We start from the raw sequence: 15,644 nt of genomic DNA, 5'->3' as shown, positions 1-15,644 counted from the left end.
GTACTGCCGCAGCAGCCCATTGAGGTGTTCGTTGCTGCCGCGCTGCCACGGGCTCTTCGCGTCGGCGAAATACACCGGGGTCTTGGTGGCCTCGGTGAACAGTGCATGGGCTGAGAGTTCCTTGCCCCGGTCCCAGGTCAAGGATCGGCGCGGCGTCGGCGGCACCGGGGTCATTGCATTGATCAGAGCGTCCTTCATGGTCGGGATCGTGCAGGACTTGGCAGGCTCCCACGTGGTCTGGGCAGAGCACATGGTCCTTGATAGCAGAGGAGGTGGTTGCTGATGGCATCTATCATCGTTCGAGGTCTCGACGATGCCGTGAAGCAGCAGCTCGCCATGCAGGCGAAAGAACATGGCCGGTCCATGGAGGCCGAGGCCCGCGATGTCCTCACCAAAGCTGCACGGAGGCCGCATATCGGGAGCGCTCTGCTGGCAGCGGCGCAGGACGTAGGCGGTGTAGACGAGCTGCCGATCCCGGCGCGTGCCGACGTCGCGCGGGTGGCGGACTTCGAGTGATTATCCTCGATACCAACGTCATCTCGGAGGTCTTCCGACTCTCGCCCGAGCCGCGCGTGGTCGAATGGCTCGTATCTGAGGTTGGTTCACAGTTTCTGCAGTCTGATCGACCTGGTTCTGCGGTGACTATGCGGCTTGCCGGCGATCGGGAGACTCAGTCAATCGTCCGGTGGCGTATTTGTGCAGCACGCTGGCCATCAGCGTCTGGTACGGCATTCCCTCTTCCAATGCTCGGGCCTTGATGTCCTGCAGATCTGCGGAGGAGAGCCGGATATTGACCCGGGCATCTTTGGCTCGGGTCGCCCTGGCGACCTCGCGCAGCCACTCCAGCTTCTCAGGCGTCGCCGTGGACTCCAGATCACTGGACTCGTAGGCCTCGAGGACTTCCTTCTCGTAGTCGTCAAGATTCATCTCACTCATCGTCGTCGTTCTCCTTCTCTCCTGCTGGGCGGAGGTAGTCTCTGGTGGCTTTGCGGCTGGGAATGATGGTTTTGAGGAATACTCGGTCCTCGCCCTCGATGACGTAGGGCACCAAGTAGGCATACCCCTTGTGGGCGACGACCATCATCCACTGATTGGGGTAATTTTCTCGGTTGGGATGCGGGTGGTCATTCAACACGCCGCCGGTCTCGATGGCGGTGACGATCTGAGCGAAAGTGACGGACCTGGCTTCTTCCACTTTGCGGTTCTTATCGTCGTTCCATCGGTAGACCGTCACATTTTCAGGGTAACTCGACGTGTGCTGTATGTCATCACTTCAAGCTGATCCCGGTCGAGTTCAACAGTGGATTAACCTCTGGGCGGTACTGACTGCCTACGCAGGATTGCGCAGTTGCCCGATGGCCACCGGGTTAGGGTCTTCGCGGCCGCACGCCTCCGCCACCATTGTGCTGGGGTTCCCCCGTGCGGTGCGCAGTTCAGCAGAAAACCTTGTGTAGCATGCGTGCTACAGTGGGTGGATGAGTGCTGTGGACCAAGCGGACGAGACCTTGTCACAACGCGAGCTTCGGAACGAGTCGGGACGGGTGCTGCGCGCCGTCGCTGAAGGTCGAACTTTCGTTCTAACCAACAGTGGGGTGGCCGTCGGAAAGATTGTTCCGCTTGACGCGCCCGCCCCCTCGTTGCCGATTGTTCGTCCTGCCCGACGCGTAGGGGGATGGGCAGCATTGGGCATTGAGCGCAAACAGGCGCAACAGAGCCTGGTCGACGCGCTGGACGAGCTGCGTGAGGATCGGCTGTGAGTCCAGCCCCCGTGGTGTATGTCGATACCTCTGTATTGGGTGCGCTGCTGATCGACCAGCCCGAAAGTGATGTATTGATCGAGTGGCTCGATCAGACAGATGCCCTGCTGGTCTCCGCTGATCTCTTGGAAACCGAGCTGCGTCGGCTGGCGGTGCGCGAAGACATCGATCAGTCAGAAGTCACCCGAGTTCTTGACGGTGTGGCATTGGCGGCACTGGATCGTGCAGTCTACCGAGGTGCGGGCTATCTGCCGATGCGCTACCTGCGCACCCTCGACGCCCTGCACCTGGAGTCAGCCTTGAGGTTGGATGCCGCTGCGATCCTGACCTATGACCACAAGCTGAGCAAAGCCGCCCGAGCTGCAGGTTTGGATGTGATCGCACCAGGAGCTGACGCATAAGCGGTCCGACGAACAGGAGGTCCTCGTACTCCGGGTAGGGGTAATCCTCGAGGATGTCCTCGAAGCTCATCTCTGAGGCGAGCCGTTCCAGTACGTTCTGCCCGGAGATTTGCATGCCGCGGATGGTTGGGTTGCCGTGCATGATGGCAGGGTCAACCGTGATGCGGTCCGTCCTGGTTCTTGTGGTCGCCACATATCAATGCTGCTTCGGCATTGAATGTGCGCCGGTTCGGGCGCTCCCGGTGAGAAACCTGGGTAACGTACGGCAGGCCTCTTCTAGGGCCCGCGGTGCGGACACCAAGCTATGGTGGGTTCTGGCATCAATGGGAGCATCGGCAAAACTGATGAGCAGAATCTGACACGCTGCAGTCACCTGGAGGCATGAAGCATGGAGCACTACGACGACGTCGACTCCTACCTCCGCAACGCCCAGCGGTGGCCCGAGGAGATCCGAGCGCTGCGCCCGATTCTGGTTTCGGCCGGACTCACCGAGCACATCAAATGGGGCAAACCCTGCTACTCGCACGATGGGGCGAACATTGCGATCATCCAGGAGTTCTCCGACAACCTCGCCCTGATGTTCTTCAAGGGCATTCTGCTCGACGATCGTGCGGGGGTGCTGGCGGAGGTCGGGCCGAATTCTCATGCGGCGCGACGCATGATGTTCGCCTCCGTGGAGGACGTCCAGAAGAACGCTGAGACCGTCACCGCCTACGTGGGTCAGGCCATTGCCCACGAGGTCGAGGGCACCGAGGTTCCCCCACGGCAGGAGGAGGAGATGGCCCCGGAGCTCGGCGAACGGCTGGCGGAGGACGACGAGCTCGCCGCCGCCTTCGACAAGCTCACCCCGGGCCGCCAGCGCGCATACAACCTGCATGTCTCCGGGGCGAAGCGGTCCGCCACGCGCAGGCAGCGTGTGGAGAAGATCGCTCCGCGCATCCTCGAAGGCAAAGGATTGCACGACCGCTGACCCCATGCGGTAAGCCTCGATCTCCGCCCCAAACAGCCGCAGGAGGCAGCCGTCGTCTGGAATCCAAGAACTGAACCGCCCGACGGTTCCTCGGGGCCCCGCATACTCGAGATCGAACAGGACGTGCCAGACTGAGGAGGTGACCTCAGACGTCCCTCGCCCCATGACGGAGCCCGGCGAGATCGCGGATCGCTTCGTCGAGGCATGGAATCGCGCCGACGCAGCTGCCTTGGCGGCCCTGTTCGCCGCGGACGCGGACTTCGTCAACGTCGTCGGACTCTGGTGGGAGAACCGGGATCGCATCCGTCAGGCCCACGAGTACGGGTTCCGCCGGATCTTCAGCGACTCAGCGATGGCGGTGCAGCGAACCAAGGTGCGTCGGCTGGGTGAGTCGGCCGCCGTCGTGCACGTGGAATGGACTCTGTCCGGGCAGAGCCCCCAGGCTGGAACCGACCCGGGGGAGCGAAGCGGCATTTTCTGCTTCGTGCTGCAGAAGAACGACGACGCCTGGCTGGCTGTCTCTGCCCACAATACGGACCGGATCCCCGGCGCCGAGACCCATATCGCCGGAGGGGACGGTCTCACCCCCACCAGCTACCAGGGAGTACGCTCGCCCAGGACCCCCGGTGGTAGTGTGCCGCCCGGAGGACGGACATGACTGAGACAGCCCGCCAGGGTACCGGTGAAGCCGGCGAGACTGAGGCGCACCTCATCGCAGCGGTATGGGAGGCTGAGCTCCGCCTGCTGGACCCGCAGGTCCGCCGGAATCCTGCAGCGGTGGACGAGCTGCTGGCCCCCGACTTTCATGAGATTGGGCAATCGGGCAGGCACTGGACCCGTGAGCATATTCTTCAGGCACTGGCCGCTGAGAGTGACGACGACGGCGCCGCTGACCTCTCCGAGCGCCAGGCGCAGGTGCTGGGTGCCGGACTGGTCCTGCTGACCTACCGGGTGAGCATCGGGCAGCGGTCCAGCCTCCGGTCCTCACTGTGGCGGATCGGACCGGCCGGGCCGGCTATGGTGTTCCATCAGGGTACCCCTGTCCACGGCGCCGGTGCGTGAGGACTCGTGACTTCCCAGGCGGGCGCGGCTCTTCAGGCGTGGGGTGAAGCGTCAGCGCTGAGGCGCCAGCTGCCCCGACGCGTCAGCCGGGGTGCGCGCATGGTGTCCGGCGCGGTGCACCAGGCCGAAGCGGTCGGCTCGACTGGTTGGATTCGTAGTGCGCCGGCGCTCCCACGGCCAGGTCATCAGCCCCCAGACGACTATCATCAGCCCTGCCACTGAGAGCAGGTAGATCGGCCATTCGCCCAGCACGTCCAGCAGTGAGCTGCCCTTAGGGCCGCCGCTGACGTAGCTGTAGTTGGCGCCAGTGAGCACGTTGACCACGTAGGCGTTGCCGGCCCACAGCCCGGTTGCCGCCAGCGCTGCTGCATACCCACGCCACGTGGGGCGGTAGCCCAGTCCCCATACCAGGACGATCGGTGCGATCAGCACCGCGCCGTGCAGCAGCCAGTACATCAGGTACTCCAGGGCTTCGAAATACAGGTAGTTCAGGTCCGGAGTCAGAATCGACTGGAGATTCAGCGTCAGACCCCAGTAATAGAGGATGGCGATGGACCATCTCGATCGCGTAATGAGCGCGATGGCGGCTAGGAAGCGGGAAGCGTCTGAGAAGTGGAAGGGCAGCGACTCCTGGAGGATCCAGTTCATCGGGAGCAGTGCCCAGACGGTCCAAACGGTGGAGACCACCAGCAGCGCCCACCCGCAGGTGCGTGCGGCCCGCTCGACGGCGGCCGTGTCCTGGGATCGCCGGGCCAACAGGATGCAGAGGACGGACACCAACACAATCACCAGCAGCGCACTGCCGTGTTCGGCGCCGTACTGGGGCATGCGCCAGGCCTCACCGTCATTCACGTCATGAAGCATACAACTCTGTGACGCCGCTGCGGCGCACCGTGTCAGGCTGCCGCGGCGGGTCGGCAGAGTCCCCACGCCGCCGTCGTCTGGCGAGGGATTGTGCTTCCTGCCGGCGTGTGTTCTATTAAACCCATGTCCCGCTGCCCAGCGGCCATCACGGTCGAGAGCAGGAGAAGAACTCGTGGCGAAGCAGCCAGCCATGTCCCCCTCGCCGATGCCGGTGCGCCAGGTAATCGAGAAAGCCCGGGGCCCCGCCGAGCCGAAGCGGAGGAACTGGTGGACATGTTCACCGAAATCAGCGGCGAGCAGCCGGTGGTATGGGCCGGCCGCATCATCGGTTTCGGGACATACCAATACCGCTACGCCAGCGGTCACGGGGGCCAGGCGCCGCTCCTGGCATTCGCGCCAGGAGCTGCATAGCACACGATCTATCTGGTCAGCGACTTCGCGCAACGCTGGCCCGAGCTGATCAGCCGCCTGGGTCCCCACCGATCCAGCAAAGCCTGCCTCTATCTGAAACGCCTCACCGGGGTGGACCGGGACGCTCTGCGCTTGCTGCTGAGGAACTCGCTGGCCGAGACGCGCTCCGAGTGGTCTGACGGTGCGCCGGACGCACGCTAGACTGACAGGCACCGACCAGCACTGGCGGCTAGGGTTCCGTCGGCCTCGCGCCGAGCCTGGTTCAAGCGCCGTAATACGCCGCTGTGGAATTGTCAGCGGTGTGGATCTGACGGGATAGAAACCTTCAGGAGCGGAGTCGGCATCTAATGATGCCCGCAACCGCCAGAAGGTCCCATGTCCCATTCACCGTCTTTTCACCGCCTTGTCCTCCCGCTGGCCGTAAGCGTGGGAGTGAGCTTCGGCGCAATCCTCTACGGCACTTCGGTGCTGATCACCTCTGAAGCCGCCGGCGCCCAGTATCCCGTCTGGCTGCTCTCGGCCGGGTTCTCCGGCTCAGTGCTCACCGCGGCAGCGCTGGCCGTGCCGGTGGGTCGCCATGCAGATCGCCACGGCGTCCGCGGCATCCTCACACTCGGAGGGCTGCTGGTCTGTGCGGGATTCCTCACCTTCGCCGCCAGCAGCTCCGGGTGGCACGTCCTGGCCGCATGGTGGCTGCTGATCGGACCCGGCAGCGCCATGGTGCTCTTCGAGCCGGCATTCGTAGCGCTCCAGCAGTGGTTCGGCCGCACCCAGCGCAACCGGGCTGCCGGCACCCTCACGCTCATCACCGGGCTGGCCGGCCCCATCTTCATACCTGCTGCATCAGTCGCAGTGGACCACCTCGGGTGGCGTCTCACCGCCGCCCTGCTCGGTGCCGCCGTCGCACTGGTCTGCGGCACCACTGCCGGCTGGTCGCTGCATGGGGCCCCCGCAGCACCGGTCGCGGGTGGCTCAGAGGAGAGCGACGACGTCGGACGGGCCGGTTCCCGGCCGGGACGCAGACTGCCTGCAGGGCTGATTCCGCTGAGCCTGGCGATCGCTCTGACCATGGCAGTTCTGGAAGCTTTCAATGTCCACCGCATCGCGCGGTTCGAAGCCGCCGGATTCGATGCCTCGGCAGTGGCCTGGTGGGCTGCCGCGGTGGGCCTGCTGAGTCTGCCGGCCCGGTTCCTTCTCCCGGTCCTGGCCAACCGATTCCCTGCCGCCCATTTCTACTGCGGAGTCATGGTGCTGATCTTGCCGGGAGTCCTCCTGGCGGTCACCGCAGACCAGCCCTGGCAGATGTACGGACACTTCATCATCTTCGGGCTGCTCTTCGGCGCATTCATCCCGCTGCGTGCGGTGCTGATGAGCGACTGGTACTTCGGGGCTCGCTTCGGCGCGTTGATGGGTCTGCAGGCGGTGGCGATCGCGCTGGGCCGGGCTGCCGGACCAGGGGCAGTGGGCTGGCTGGCGGATACGTCCTGGGGCTACACCGGCGGCATGATTCTGCTCTGCCTGCTCCTGCTGCTCAGCCTGGCGCTGCTGGCGGCTGCCATGCTGCGGCACCGGCGGTCCTCCCGCGGCACACGGCCCGACCGCATAGGATGACCGCACAAAGCGTCCAGCGAGGAGCAGACTATGGCGGGGCAGGAGAAGAAGTCTGAGATCGTCGACGGGTTCACCATCAAGTATCACGCCGACGGCACAAGCCGATGGTCCAAAGGCAAAGTGGTGGACGGGCAGCCGGAGGGCTACTGGGAGTGGTACCGCAAGGACGGCACCCTGAAACGCTCCGGCCACTTCGCATCCGGTGAGCCGGTCGGGGAGTGGATCACCTATGACACCAGCGGAAACCCCTACAAGACCACCAACCGCTGCCCCGCAGCCTAAGTGGTGAGCATCAGCGCCGCGGGCACCAACCCGCCCGACGCCGGACCTTCCCGATCAGGACCCGAGGTGGGAGGATGAACCGATGAGCACCGCAGTCTCCAACCGAATCATTGTGGGCCTGATGCGGATCGCGGAGGCATCAGATGAGCAGATACGCCACCTGGTGGACTCCGCCCGCACTGCGGGAGTGACCTGGTTCGACCACGCTGATATCTACGGCCCCACCCGGCACGAGTGCGAGCGACGCTTCGGCCAGGCGGTCCGGCTCAGCAGCGCCGAACGGGAGCAGATCACCCTGCAGACCAAAGTCGGCATCATCAAAGATGGGCCCTACTACGACTCCTCCTATGAGCACATCATCGCCTCGGTGGACGAGTCGCTGCGGGCGCTGAACACCGACTACATCGACGTGCTGCTGCTGCACCGGCCGGATCCCCTGGTGGAGCCCGAAGAGGCCGCCCGAGCATTCGACGCGCTCTCCGCGGCAGGAAAGGTGCGCCAGTTCGGCGTCTCCAACCACACCCCGGCCCAGATCGAACTGCTGCGCACCGCAGTGGACCAGCCCCTGACCGTCAACCAGATCCAGCTCTCGGTGGTGCACGCCGCCCCGGTGGCCGAAGGCATCCTGGCCAATACGCTCGGCCGGGCCCCGGCGGTGACCCCCGACGGCGCCGGGGTGGTGGAGTACTGCCGCCGCGAGGGCATCCAGCTGCAGGCCTGGTCCCCGTTTCAGTCGCCGTCGGGAGTGTTCCTCGGATCCGCCGACTACCCGGAGCTCAACGCAGTGCTGGAACGGTTGGCGCAGAAGTATGCGGTGACACCCACCGGGATCGCCGCCGCATGGATCACCCGGCATCCTGCAGACATCCAGGTGGTGCTGGGCACCACCCGGGGCGAGCGGGTCCATGAGGCTGCCGCGGGCGCGCAGGTGAAGCTGAGCCGTGCTGAATGGTTCGAGCTGCTGCGCGCCGCCGGCCACCAGGTTCCCTGAGGGCTGTCAGGCACCCTAGAGCTATGAGCACAGCAGACCGTGACGACGACGTCGCCCGGGCCATGGCCGCGGTGTCCCGTGCCGACTTCCTCCCCGAGGAGGCGCGCGGCCTGGCCGATACTGACCAGGCGCTGCCCATCGGCTATGGGCAGACGAACTCCCAGCCGACCACAGTGGCCAATATGCTGCGTCTGCTGGCACCGGAGCCCGGCGAGCACGTGCTGGATCTGGGAGCCGGATCCGGATGGTCCACCGCTCTGCTGGGACATCTGGTGGGGGAGCGCGGACGGGTCATCGGTGTGGAGCTGGAGCCGGAGCTCACCCGCCGGGCGCAGCGGGCCCTGGCCGGATACCGGATGGACTGGGCAGAGGTCCGGCAGGCCGACCCCACCGCGCTCGGAGCCCCGCAGGAAGCACCCTTCGACAGGATCCTGGTCTCGGCGGGGGCCGAGCATCTGCCCGAAGAGCTCATCGATCAGGTGGCCGAGGGCGGGGTGATGGTCATCCCGGTGAGCAGCGAGATGCTGAAGGTGAAGAAGACCGACGGAGAGATCGCAGTCACCCGGCACGGCCCCTACAGCTTTGTGCCGCTGCGCTGAGAACTATTGCGCCTGCTCCAGGGCCGCCTTCCAGCTGCCGGCGCGGTTGCGGATAGCTGGACCGGAGGGCAGGTCGCTGCGTCCGGCCTCCTGCTGCTGCTTCCGCCACTGCACATAGTTCTGGTAGCTGGTGGAGCTCCCGGAGGCTTCGGCCGCGGCGCAGAAGTCTCGCACCGCGGCGGTGAACTGCTCGGAGCTGAAACGGGCCCGGCCGAATCCGGAGGTGGCGGGGGACTCGGTGGCCGCCAGTCCGGCGCTGCTCAGTGCAGCCGACCATGATCCGCCGCAGCGTTTCAGAATTGTGGTGCTGCCCACCGGCCACAGGGTCTTCCCGGAGCTGGAGGCGACCCGGCGGACGGTGAGGAACTCACGGCGCAGCTGGTCGTAGCGGCCCGCTGAGAGGCTCAGCCCTGGATTCTGGCGCAGGGCGCTCAGCCCTGCTCCGATGGTGGCGAGGACCTCGTCTTCCAGCTCTGCCGAACCCTGGTCCCTCAGCATCTGGTTCACCGCCGCGGCGGGCTCCTCGGGCACCGGCTCCGGCGTGCTGGCGGCAGACTCGGGTAGGCTGCGGCCCAGCATGAACCACAGGCTCGCCTCGACGGCGCTGCGCGAGACTGGCTGCCTGGCCATCAGCGCCTTAGGCTCCGAAGTGGTTCGGGTGCGGGCTGCGCCGGCCGTCCTCACCCTTGTCCAGGGCATCCAGGGCCGCCATCTGCTCTGCGGAGAGCTCGAATCCGAAGACGTCGAGGTTCTCCCGCATGCGGTGCTCATGGTCTGACTTCGGGATCGCCACGTCTCCGCGCTGCATATGCCAGCGCAGCACCACCTGCGCCGGTGTGCGCTCCAACTCCTCAGCCAGGCGCACGATCACCGGATCGCCCAGCTCGTCGCCCTTGCCCAACGGGCTCCAGGCCTCCACCACAATGCCCTGTTCGGCGCAGACGCGGCGGAGCTCATTATTGGCGAAGTAGGGATGGACCTCGATCTGATTGACCGCCGGAGTCACGCCGGTAGCGTCCACAATCCGCTCCAGATGCTCCGGCTGGAAGTTGGAGACGCCGATGGAGGATGCCCGCCCCGAATCGCGCAGTTCGATCATCGTCTTCCAGGTGTCCACATAGTCGACGTCGAGGAACGGCATGGGCCAATGGATGAGGAACAGATCCACGGTCTCAAACCCCAGCCGCTGCAGCGACTCCTCGAAAGTGCGGTGCACATCGGCAGGATCGTGATGAGGATTGTGCAGCTTGGTGGTGATGAACACATCCTCCCGCGCTGCACCTGAGGCGCGCACCCCTTCGCCGACCTCGACCTCATTGCCGTACATCTGGGCGGTGTCCACATGCCGGTAGCCGACCTCTACAGCGGTGCGCACCGACTCCGCCGGGGTGGCCGACTGGGAGGTTCCGAAGCCCAGCTGGGGGATATGGGCACCTGAGTTCAGCTGGAGGGTGGGGGTCATCATCACTCCGTTCCGGATCGGGTCACCTGGTTCCGATCCTACGCATATTCGGCGAGGTGGTCAGCGGGACCGGGCTGTCTGGAATGCAGCGCCGGGGACTGGGTGTTGGCAGAGGTATGCGAGCTATGACCTACACCGCCTACGGTGAACCGCAGAGCCTGAGCCTGACCGAGCAGCCCACGCCGAAGCTGGCGCCGGGGGCCGTGCTGATCAAAGTGGAGCGAGCCGCAGTCAACCCGGTGGACTGGAAGCTGATGGCCGGCGGGCTGGATGAGATGCTCGACGTCGTCTTCCCGGTGATCCCCGGCTGGGACGCGGCCGGCGTGGTCGAAGCGGTGGGACCCGACGTGCCCGAATTCGCGCCGGGGGACCGGGTGGCCACCTATGCGCGGAAGGACTTTGTGCACGGAGGCACCTACGCCGAGTACGTGGCGGTGCCGGCCACCTCAGCGGCACATATTCCCGACGACGTCGACACCGACTCGGCAGCCGGTCTGCCGCTGGCGGGACTGACCGCGCTGCGCACTCTGGAATCGCTGAACCTCACTGCCGAGGACACACTGCTCATCCACGCCGCATCCGGGGGAGTGGGGCATCTGGCCACCCAGCTGGCCGCCGATGTGGGCGCCGAGGTGATCGGCACCGCCTCGGAGCAGAACCACCAGAAGCTGCGTGATCTGGGCGCGACTCCGGTGAGCTACGGCGAGGGGCTGCCGGAGCGGATCCGGCAGTTGGCCCCCGACGGGGTCACCGCGGTGGCCGACTTCGCCGGCGGCGTGGTGGACCAGACCCTGGAGGTGCTGGCTGAAGCCGGCCGTCACGCCTCTATCGCGGACCCCTCAGTCCTGCAGCACGGCGGCCAGCTGATCTGGGTGCGTCCCGACGGCCCACGCCTGGAGACCCTGCTGCAGCGGATCAGCGAGGGAAAGCTGAAGGTCAGCGTGGATACCGTCTACCCGCTGGAGCAGGCCGCGCAGGCTATGCAGCACAATATCGAGGGCTCCAGCGGCAAGGTGCTCATCGACGTCACCCGCTGAGGCCCACCGCCGGCGGCTGCGGCTCAGCACTCCACCACGTTGACCGCCAGCCCGCCCAGAGCGGTCTCCTTGTACTTGTGGGACATGTCTTTGCCGGTCTCACGCATGGTGGTGATCACGTCGTCCAGGCTGACCCGGTGCACGCCGTCGCCCATCAGCGCCATGCGGGCGGCGTTGACCGCTTTGGTGGCGGCGATGGCATTGCGCTCGATGCACGGAACCTGAACCAGCCAGCTGATCGGGTCGCAGGTCAGCCCCAGATTGTGCTCCATGGCGATCTCGGCGGCATTCTCCACCTGCTCCGGGCTGCCGCCGAGGACTTCGCAGAGCCCCGCGGCAGCCATGGAGGAGGCTGAGCCGACCTCACCCTGGCAGCCGACCTCCGCCCCGGAGATGGAGGCCTGCTCCTTATAGAGCACCCCGATGGCGGCGGCGGCGGTGAGCAGATAGGTAGTCACGATCCGGTGCCGGTCGGCCTTCTTCGCGTAGCTGGCGCCGGGACTGTAGTGGGTGGCGTAGAACCCGACGGCGGGAATGATCCCTGCCGCACCGTTGGTGGGCGCGGTGACCACCCGGCCGCCGGAAGCATTCTCCTCGTTGACCGCCAGGGTCACCAGGTTCACCCATTCCTGTCAGTAGGCGTGGGAGCGTTCCGGATCCTGCTGCCACAGCCGGGCGTGCCAGTCCGGGGCGCGGCGGCGGACCTTCAGCCCACCGGGCAGCGGGCCCTCACGGCGCAGCGCAGAATTCTTGCACTCCTCCATCACCTCCCAGAGGTGCCAAATGCCCTCCAGCACCTCGCTGCGCGGATCCGGGGAATCTTCACGGCGGGCGCACTCATTGGCCAGCATGATCTGCGATACCGGCAGGCCGGTGCTGCGGCAGTGGGCCATCAGCTCAGCGGAGGTCCGGAACGGATAGGGCAGTACGACGTCGTCACCGGCCGAATCTGTGCCGGGGTCCTCGGTCTCGGCCACCACGAACCCGCCGCCGACCGAGTAGTAGGTCTCCTCAGCCAGCAGCTGGTCGTCGCCGTCGACGGCGCGCAGGGTCATCGCGTTGGAGTGGCGCTCCAGGTGGGTCAGCGGACGCTGGATGAAGTCGGCGGTGCGCAGCGTGATGTCCCGCCGGTGGCCCAGCTGGGCGGCCAGCTGCACCGTGCCGGAGGCCTCCATTGCTGCGATGCGCTCATCAACCTGGTCCGGTCGTACCTTCTCGGCGGCCCAACCCTCCAGTCCCAGCAGGATCGCTGTGAAGGTCCCGTGGCCCGCGCCGGTGGCCGAAAGCGAGCCGAAAAGCTCCACCTGCACCGAGTCCACTCGTTCGATCAGCGGCGTGCCGCCGTCGTCGGCGGTGCCCACCAGCTTCTCGGCGGTGAACCGTCGCGCTGCGCGCATTGGTCCCACAGTGTGGGAGGAGGAGGGCCCCACGCCCACGCTGAAGAGGTCGAACAGAGAAACAGACATAGCTCCAGGTTACGCAACGTCATGTCTTCCCAGGTCAGCCCGCACCCAGGTAGGATCAACCCAACGTTTGACTCTTCTACGCCGGGGGAACCCCATGACGTCGCCGAGCCGAAACTACCACGACGACGTCGAGCCGGGCACCGGCGCCAGTCGATCACTATCGAGCCGTCTTCTGGGCGGGCTGACCGCTCTGCTGCTGCTGACCACCGGGATCGTCCTGGTGGACTTTTCAGAGCCTGAACCCGCCGAGGCTGCGGTGGAGGACCTGTTGGAATGCGCTCCCACCTCCCCGTATGTCTACAACTTGCGCAGCCCCGACAATCCGGTCAACGGCGGCCGGGTCAACCAGGTGGAGCGGATCAACACCACCGACGGCAGTCGTGAGGTGATTGTCGACTTCACCGGTGACATCCTCGAGCAGATCAATGCACGGGGCATCGGACGCGACGCTCAGGGGCGCGGACGGTACCTCTACTTCACCACGCACAACATCGGCGGAACCGGGCCGGGGGGGGCCAGCCCCTGCCGAGCGACCGGCGTTTTGTGTACCAATATGACCTGCTGACTGAGGAGCTCACCAGCACCCGCATCGATGAGGAGCTGTGGGACCCGGACTACAATCACATCGTGCGCCACGGTGCGGTGGACTACTCCACCGGCATCTACTACTTCGCCACCAGCCACAATGACCCCACCAGTGACGCGTTCGCCCTCCTCGCCTACAATCCGAATGCGGAAGACGGCGAGGGAGCAGTGTGGCGCGCCGGTCAGCTCCACACTCCGAATGCCTTCGGTGACAGCGGCGATATGGCCTTCGACTCACTGGGCAACCTGTACTTCATTGTCGGCGCGGGCTCGGACGCAACCCTCTACACCGCTGAAGGCGGTCAGCTGTCCCGCGTCAAGTAGTTGGCAGGATTTCCTTGGTTTTGAATGTCGGGGTGGTGGGGTCGGCCAGGCCCAGGTGCACCTCCTTGGGCCGGTTCCATGAGATGGCCTCGTGGGGCCGGAGCTCGTTGTACTCGATCCGGTAGTCCTTGGCCCGCTCGGCGAGCACGATCGCGTCGTCGATCTCGTCCAGGTAGAGCCGTTCGTACTTCAGCGTGCCGAAGCCGCGTTCACGGGACCCGTTCTGCCCCGGGGTCTTCACTCGGGTGCGCACGTGGTGTAGCTGAAGGGTGGGCGGCGATGAAGGACTCGAAGCGGAAGGACCGGAACGGCCCGCCGTTGTCCGTCACGATGGTCACCACGGGCAACAGCTCACCGGTCTCGGGATCGACCGGGCAGGCCTCGACCAGCGGGTGACCGAACATGGCCTCGTAGTCGGCCAGGGCCAACTCGATCGCGTCGATCGCGTCGTGCTGGTTCCCGGTGGGCGAAACGTGGAAGGGGTGCTCGTACTTGGACCAGTAGTCCCGGCACCCGGCCAGCCGCCAGGTCCCTCCGGTGGTGGTCTCGAACTCGCTGAAGTCCAGCTGCCAGACTTGGTTCGGGCCTGAGGGCTCGGTGGCGAACGCGGCCTTGCGCCGCTCGGCCAGCTTCCGTCGCTCCCGTTGGTACTGCGCGGGCAGAATCAGCCCCTCGTCGCGCAGGATTCGCAGCACGGTCGCCTCGGAAACCACATGCCCGTCGTGGCGGACCATCGCCCAGATCTTCCGATGCCCCCACGCCGGATGGGCCAACGCGTGCTTGACCACCAGTTCCCTGGCGGCCTGCCGTCCCGGTTCCGGCCACGGTCCCTTCACCGCCGTCCCGGTGCGGGCCTTGGCCTGCCAGCGGCGCCAGGTCCGCTCGGGCATGTCGAAGAGCTGGCAGAACCTCGCGGTCGACATGCCCGCTTCCACGCGGATCACCTCGAGGTCCTCGAAGGGCCCAGCCGGCCCTCCGCGGACTTCTTCCACACCCTGGCTTCCAGGTCTGCCTCGCCCAAGGCCTGGGTCAGCTCGGCGACCTCGGCCTCCAGCTGTTCCTCTCGGGAGGATGGTCCAGACCTGCCGGCCACCAGGGCGGTCTTGCCGGCTTCCAGGAACTCGGCCTTCCACCGTCCGATGGACTGCTCACTGACTTTCTCCTTGCGTGCCGCTTCGGCGATGGACATCTCCCCGGCCAGCACGCTCAGCACTATCCGGGTCTTCTTCTCCGCCGGAATCGAGGGTGGTCTACCCATGACTGACTCTCCTTCAGGACCTACATAACGGCCCTGCCACTAAGTCTGACGCGCGACACGCCGACCCCTACTCCTCATGGCAGCGGGGCACCAATGAGCACCACAACGGCAGGCTGCGCCGCTACTATCCCAAAGGCACAGACTTCAGCCACCTCAGCGAAGAAGAGCTCCAAGCCGCTGTCACCGAGATCAATAACCAGCCCCGCAAATGCCTGGGCTGGTTCACCCCGGCCGAAGCATTCGACGAGCACCTACACTTAGAAACAACCGGTGGCCTTGCCCGCAAGTTGTGGACACGGTCTTAGTTCCTCAGGCGGCTGCCGGAAGCTGTTCTGATTTACCCGGCCGCCGGTCTCTGCGGAGGGATTCTTCGTATTCCACCGGTGGGAGCATCCCGATCGCAGAGTGCAACCGGCGGCGGTTGTAGACCTTCTCGATCCAATAGGCGACCCCTGTGCGGGCCTGGGTCCGAGTGTCCCAGGTCCGGCGGTCGTAGAACTCGGTCTTCAGCTTCGAAAACACCGACTCGGCCATCGCATTATCGAAGCAGATACCGGTCCGGCC

General features: G+C 65.7%; 22 protein-coding genes and 4 pseudogenes. 14 read left to right on the top strand and 12 right to left on the bottom strand.

The window, feature by feature from the left end:
- Positions 1-147, bottom strand: a pseudogene (locus tag Q1K09_RS12195) (IS30 family transposase); the annotation flags it as partial.
- 135 nt (positions 148-282) lie between these two features.
- On the opposite strand from Q1K09_RS12195, the gene Q1K09_RS12190 reads away from it, so the two are divergent.
- On the top strand, positions 283-516 hold the full coding sequence (locus tag Q1K09_RS12190; RefSeq protein ID WP_300345703.1) for a toxin-antitoxin system: 234 nt from the start codon (positions 283-285) through the stop codon (positions 514-516).
- Between the two features lie 126 nt (positions 517-642).
- Here Q1K09_RS12190 and Q1K09_RS12185 read toward each other — a convergent pair whose 3' ends face one another.
- A complete protein-coding gene (locus Q1K09_RS12185; protein ID WP_300345702.1) occupies positions 643-936 on the bottom strand; it encodes a hypothetical protein in 294 nt (97 codons plus the stop codon).
- Positions 929-1,234, bottom strand: coding sequence for a hypothetical protein (locus Q1K09_RS12180; RefSeq protein ID WP_300345701.1), 306 nt, complete (start codon positions 1,232-1,234; stop codon positions 929-931). The genes Q1K09_RS12185 and Q1K09_RS12180 overlap by 8 nt, the downstream gene beginning before the upstream one ends.
- 241 nt (positions 1,235-1,475) lie before the next feature.
- Between Q1K09_RS12180 and Q1K09_RS12175 the strand changes: the two genes are divergently transcribed.
- Both Q1K09_RS12175 and Q1K09_RS12170 read left to right on the top strand, forming a co-directional pair.
- Positions 1,476-1,757, top strand: coding sequence for a prevent-host-death family protein (locus Q1K09_RS12175; RefSeq protein ID WP_300345700.1), 282 nt, complete (start codon positions 1,476-1,478; stop codon positions 1,755-1,757).
- Positions 1,754-2,158, top strand: coding sequence for a type II toxin-antitoxin system VapC family toxin (locus tag Q1K09_RS12170; RefSeq protein WP_300345699.1), 405 nt, complete (start codon positions 1,754-1,756; stop codon positions 2,156-2,158). Before Q1K09_RS12175 ends, Q1K09_RS12170 begins: the two co-directional genes overlap by 4 nt.
- Before the next feature lie 28 nt (positions 2,159-2,186).
- On the opposite strand, the pseudogene Q1K09_RS13115 reads toward Q1K09_RS12170, so the two are convergent.
- Positions 2,187-2,351 (bottom strand): annotated as a pseudogene (locus tag Q1K09_RS13115) (DUF433 domain-containing protein); the annotation flags it as partial.
- Positions 2,352-2,546: 195 nt separating this feature from the next.
- Between Q1K09_RS13115 and Q1K09_RS12165 the strand changes: the two are divergent.
- From Q1K09_RS12165 to Q1K09_RS12155, 3 genes are all read left to right on the top strand, one after another.
- Entirely contained in the window at positions 2,547-3,128 is a 582-nt protein-coding gene (locus Q1K09_RS12165) for a YdeI/OmpD-associated family protein (RefSeq protein WP_300345698.1), read from the top strand.
- A 139-nt stretch (positions 3,129-3,267) separates the two neighbouring features.
- Positions 3,268-3,786 carry an SgcJ/EcaC family oxidoreductase gene (locus tag Q1K09_RS12160; RefSeq protein ID WP_300345697.1) on the top strand — a complete coding sequence of 173 codons (519 nt, stop codon included), beginning with the start codon at positions 3,268-3,270 and terminating at the stop codon, positions 3,784-3,786.
- Positions 3,783-4,190: a DUF4440 domain-containing protein gene (locus Q1K09_RS12155; RefSeq protein ID WP_300345696.1), complete on the top strand. Its 408-nt coding sequence runs from the start codon at positions 3,783-3,785 to the stop codon at positions 4,188-4,190. The genes Q1K09_RS12160 and Q1K09_RS12155 overlap by 4 nt, the downstream gene beginning before the upstream one ends.
- 51 nt (positions 4,191-4,241) lie before the next feature.
- Here Q1K09_RS12155 and Q1K09_RS12150 read toward each other — a convergent pair whose 3' ends face one another.
- On the bottom strand, positions 4,242-5,042 hold the full coding sequence (locus Q1K09_RS12150) for a TIGR02206 family membrane protein (protein WP_300345695.1): 801 nt from the start codon (positions 5,040-5,042) through the stop codon (positions 4,242-4,244).
- An 855-nt stretch (positions 5,043-5,897) separates the two neighbouring features.
- On the opposite strand from Q1K09_RS12150, the gene Q1K09_RS12145 reads away from it, so the two are divergent.
- The 4 genes from Q1K09_RS12145 to Q1K09_RS12130 all read left to right on the top strand — a co-directional run bounded on the left by Q1K09_RS12145 (position 5,898) and on the right by Q1K09_RS12130 (position 8,948).
- Complete coding sequence (locus tag Q1K09_RS12145; RefSeq protein WP_300345693.1) at positions 5,898-7,076, top strand: MFS transporter; 1,179 nt, start codon at positions 5,898-5,900, stop codon at positions 7,074-7,076.
- Positions 7,077-7,106: 30 nt separating this feature from the next.
- Entirely contained in the window at positions 7,107-7,358 is a 252-nt protein-coding gene (locus tag Q1K09_RS12140; protein WP_300345692.1) for a hypothetical protein, read from the top strand.
- An 82-nt stretch (positions 7,359-7,440) separates the two neighbouring features.
- Positions 7,441-8,349 (top strand): aldo/keto reductase family oxidoreductase, encoded by a 909-nt coding sequence (locus Q1K09_RS12135; protein WP_300345691.1) that lies wholly within the window; start codon positions 7,441-7,443, stop codon positions 8,347-8,349.
- A gap of 23 nt (positions 8,350-8,372) precedes the next feature.
- Entirely contained in the window at positions 8,373-8,948 is a 576-nt protein-coding gene (locus Q1K09_RS12130) for a protein-L-isoaspartate O-methyltransferase (protein ID WP_300345690.1), read from the top strand.
- A 3-nt stretch (positions 8,949-8,951) separates the two neighbouring features.
- On the opposite strand, the gene Q1K09_RS12125 is transcribed toward Q1K09_RS12130, so the two are convergent.
- Both Q1K09_RS12125 and Q1K09_RS12120 read right to left on the bottom strand, forming a co-directional pair.
- On the bottom strand, positions 8,952-9,578 hold the full coding sequence (locus Q1K09_RS12125; RefSeq protein ID WP_300345689.1) for a hypothetical protein: 627 nt from the start codon (positions 9,576-9,578) through the stop codon (positions 8,952-8,954).
- Positions 9,579-9,585: 7 nt separating this feature from the next.
- A complete protein-coding gene (locus Q1K09_RS12120) occupies positions 9,586-10,410 on the bottom strand; it encodes an aldo/keto reductase (protein WP_366909425.1) in 825 nt (274 codons plus the stop codon).
- A gap of 125 nt (positions 10,411-10,535) precedes the next feature.
- Between Q1K09_RS12120 and Q1K09_RS12115 the strand changes: the two genes are divergently transcribed.
- On the top strand, positions 10,536-11,447 hold the full coding sequence (locus Q1K09_RS12115; RefSeq protein ID WP_366909424.1) for an NADP-dependent oxidoreductase: 912 nt from the start codon (positions 10,536-10,538) through the stop codon (positions 11,445-11,447).
- Positions 11,448-11,470: 23 nt separating this feature from the next.
- Here the strand turns inward: Q1K09_RS12115 and Q1K09_RS12110 are convergent.
- Positions 11,471-12,913: pseudogene (locus Q1K09_RS12110) on the bottom strand (L-serine ammonia-lyase).
- A gap of 94 nt (positions 12,914-13,007) precedes the next feature.
- Here Q1K09_RS12110 and Q1K09_RS12105 point away from each other — a divergent pair.
- Both Q1K09_RS12105 and Q1K09_RS12100 read left to right on the top strand, forming a co-directional pair.
- On the top strand, positions 13,008-13,478 hold the full coding sequence (locus Q1K09_RS12105) for a hypothetical protein (protein ID WP_300345686.1): 471 nt from the start codon (positions 13,008-13,010) through the stop codon (positions 13,476-13,478).
- Entirely contained in the window at positions 13,457-13,822 is a 366-nt protein-coding gene (locus tag Q1K09_RS12100) for a hypothetical protein (RefSeq protein ID WP_300345685.1), read from the top strand. The genes Q1K09_RS12105 and Q1K09_RS12100 overlap by 22 nt, the downstream gene beginning before the upstream one ends.
- Here the strand turns inward: Q1K09_RS12100 and Q1K09_RS12095 are convergent.
- From Q1K09_RS12095 to Q1K09_RS12085, 3 genes are read right to left on the bottom strand one after another with little or no spacing between them, the layout of a single operon-like run.
- Positions 13,815-14,075 (bottom strand): integrase core domain-containing protein, encoded by a 261-nt coding sequence (locus Q1K09_RS12095; RefSeq protein ID WP_300345684.1) that lies wholly within the window; start codon positions 14,073-14,075, stop codon positions 13,815-13,817. The two genes, Q1K09_RS12100 and Q1K09_RS12095, sit on opposite strands and share 8 nt — an antisense overlap.
- Positions 14,032-14,745, bottom strand: a complete 714-nt coding sequence (locus tag Q1K09_RS12090; protein WP_300345682.1) for an IS3 family transposase — start codon at positions 14,743-14,745, stop codon at positions 14,032-14,034. The genes Q1K09_RS12095 and Q1K09_RS12090 overlap by 44 nt, the downstream gene beginning before the upstream one ends.
- Before the next feature lie 17 nt (positions 14,746-14,762).
- Positions 14,763-15,080 (bottom strand): helix-turn-helix domain-containing protein, encoded by a 318-nt coding sequence (locus Q1K09_RS12085; protein ID WP_300345681.1) that lies wholly within the window; start codon positions 15,078-15,080, stop codon positions 14,763-14,765.
- A gap of 59 nt (positions 15,081-15,139) precedes the next feature.
- On the opposite strand from Q1K09_RS12085, the pseudogene Q1K09_RS12080 reads away from it, so the two are divergent.
- A pseudogene (locus Q1K09_RS12080) lies at positions 15,140-15,385 on the top strand (IS30 family transposase); the annotation flags it as partial.
- A 4-nt stretch (positions 15,386-15,389) separates the two neighbouring features.
- Here the strand turns inward: Q1K09_RS12080 and Q1K09_RS12075 are convergent.
- Positions 15,390-15,644, bottom strand: a 255-nt coding sequence (locus Q1K09_RS12075) for an integrase core domain-containing protein (protein ID WP_300345680.1), incomplete at its 5' end; no start/stop codon positions are given.

It is taken from the genome of Nesterenkonia sp. (assembly GCF_029265375.1).
Lineage (GTDB): Bacteria > Actinomycetota > Actinomycetes > Actinomycetales > Micrococcaceae > Nesterenkonia.
Note: the sequence above shows the minus strand (reverse complement) of the source record. Positions and strands in the feature narration are given on the sequence as shown.